Here is a 1234-nt window from a genome sequence, read left to right as displayed (position 1 = left end):
CTGTCCCCTAGACTCTTCTATGTCTGTCAAGGCGCGCTTGTTGTTGAGGCGTTGAGTGTGCGGTAGATGTGGCGGGCGAGGTAGCGCTTGATGCAGCGGCGGATTTCCTTGGTGGTTCGTCCTTCGGCGCGTCGTCTTTCGGCGTACTCAAGGGTTTTGGGGTCGTGGGTCATTCGGGTGATCGCGATCATGTGCAGGGCGCTGTTCAGTGCTCTGTCTCCGCCCCGGTTCAGTCGGTGTCTGACGGTGTTCCCTGAGGATGCGGGTATGGGATTTACCCCGGCCAGTGAGGCGAACGCCGCTTCGTTACGGACTCTTCCCTCGTGCGACCACGCGGTGAGGCACTTCGCGGCGCTGATCGCTGCGAACCCTGTCTCTTCCAGCAAGGGTGCGGCCTCGCTGACCTTGACCAATTCATCGAGCTGGTTCTCGTTGGCGGTGAGCTGCTCGGCGAGGGCCAGAACGTGCTTAGCCAGCTGCACGGCCTCGGCGCGGGCGATGGAGAGGGAGAGTTCTTCCTCCCGGGACCGCCACTTTGAGACCTCGGTGATCTGGGCGCTGGTGAGCTTCTTGCGTGCGTCGATGCCCAGGTCATTGCCGCGTACCAGGGCGTTGAGCGCGTTGATCGACCGGGTGCGGTCCTTGCTCATGGATCCCCGCGCCGTCACAAGAATCCTCACGCCTTGGCGGACCCCGTCATGCAGGCGGGGACGGCGTAGCTTCTCCACAGTCAGAGGCAACGTGGACATGGCGATCTGGTGGGCGTCCAGGGCATCAGTTTTGCCCACCCCACGACGCTTCCTGGCATCCATGCGCGGTGCCTCTGCCACGGGAAAGCCGTGAGCGGCCACCGTGCCGGCCAGGATCGCCCCGTAAGACGCGGCACCTTCGATCACCCAAAGGGTATCGGCGTTACCACCGGTACGGCGGGCGACCCAGTCGATGGCCCGGTTGATCCCGGCCCCGGTAGCCGGGAAATCCCGGGATTCGAGCAACGCGCCGGTATCTGCAGCGAGGATCGCATAGACGTGGTTACGGGCGTGCGTGTCGACGCCGACGACAAATGGATGGGTATGCGCGACGATAGACATGGCGGTCATTGGTACCTTTCCTCTCACGGACATGGTCATGGCCGTCGCCGGCCGGTACCAGTCCGGGTAGAGGTCACCAAGGAACAGCACTGTGACGGGTCACGCCCCGCAAAAGGGGCGGACAATCTTCTGATCAAGCTACC

1 protein-coding gene is annotated in these 1234 nt (G+C 63.3%); it reads right to left on the bottom strand.

The window, feature by feature from the left end; all coding sequences use genetic code 11:
- Positions 1-26 precede the first annotated feature (26 nt).
- Positions 27-1100: an IS110 family transposase gene (locus ACIPV6_RS23710; protein ID WP_400273243.1), complete on the bottom strand. Its 1074-nt coding sequence runs from the start codon at positions 1098-1100 to the stop codon at positions 27-29.
- Between the last annotated feature and the right edge of the window lie 134 nt (positions 1101-1234).

The organism is Paenarthrobacter sp. NPDC089988 (genome assembly GCF_044748465.1).
Classification (GTDB): Bacteria; Actinomycetota; Actinomycetes; order Actinomycetales; family Micrococcaceae; genus Arthrobacter.
The sequence above is the reverse complement of the archived record's forward strand: the minus strand, read 5'-3'. Positions and strand labels throughout refer to the sequence as shown.

Bases quoted from the DNA above. Each gene is read 5' to 3' on its own strand.
- ACIPV6_RS23710 (WP_400273243.1), bottom strand. From the start codon at position 1,100: ATGACCGCCATGTCTATCGTCGCGCATACCCATCCATTTGTCGTCGGC.